The 719-nt window shown below is 49.1% G+C and carries 1 protein-coding gene; it reads left to right on the top strand.

Translation table 11 applies throughout. The features are described from left to right. Positions 1-18: 18 nt before the first annotated feature. Positions 19-719 (top strand): phosphate/phosphite/phosphonate ABC transporter substrate-binding protein (locus R7190_RS27385; protein ID WP_318137869.1); only part of this gene is annotated, 701 nt, incomplete at its 3' end.

Genomic DNA, 719 nt, shown 5'->3' with positions numbered 1-719 from the left:
GGAACGATTCGACTCATCATGAACAAAACGCCACGGTTGCTTCAGTTTTGGATTCTGTGCTTGGTTGTCTTTGCATCTTTAGCTCAGGGCGCTGTTTCTGAACAAGAAATGCAGGAGCAAAAGGCAGTGCAGCCAGAGGTCAAGCAGAAAGTCGAAGTGGGCGTGTTAGCGATACGTGGTCACCTTTATGCCGAGCAGAGATGGCAACCGACCATCGATTGGCTCAACCAGCAAATCTCGGATGTGTACTTTGAACTGCACCCTCTCAATTTGGACGAAATGGGGGAGGCGGTGAAGTTTCAGACCATGGACTTCATCTTAACCAACCCAGGTCAGGCTGTGCGCTTGGGCAGACAATATGCGTTGTCATGGATGGCAACATTGACGGGGCGCGCACCGCAAAACTCGAACTATAGCATTGGTTCTGCGTTGGTGGTTCGGGCAAATTCGCCATACCAAACATTAAAAGATGTTTCTGGATTTCCTGTCGCGGCAGTGTCCGAAAAAGCGTTTGGTGGTTATCTGACCCTGCGCTATCAAATCGTGGAAATGGGACTCGATCCGAATGACTTTTTTGCGGATGTTCGCTATCTCGGTTTTCCAATTGATGCCAACCTCTACCAATTACGTGACGGCAATGTTGAAGCCGCTGTCGTGCCTGCTTGTCTACTGGAACAGATGCAAAATGAAGGTCTGTTACAGCAAGGTGATTTTCGAGT

The organism is Vibrio sp. 1078-1, assembly GCF_033340475.1.
Note: the sequence above shows the minus strand (reverse complement) of the source record. Positions and strands in the feature narration are given on the sequence as shown.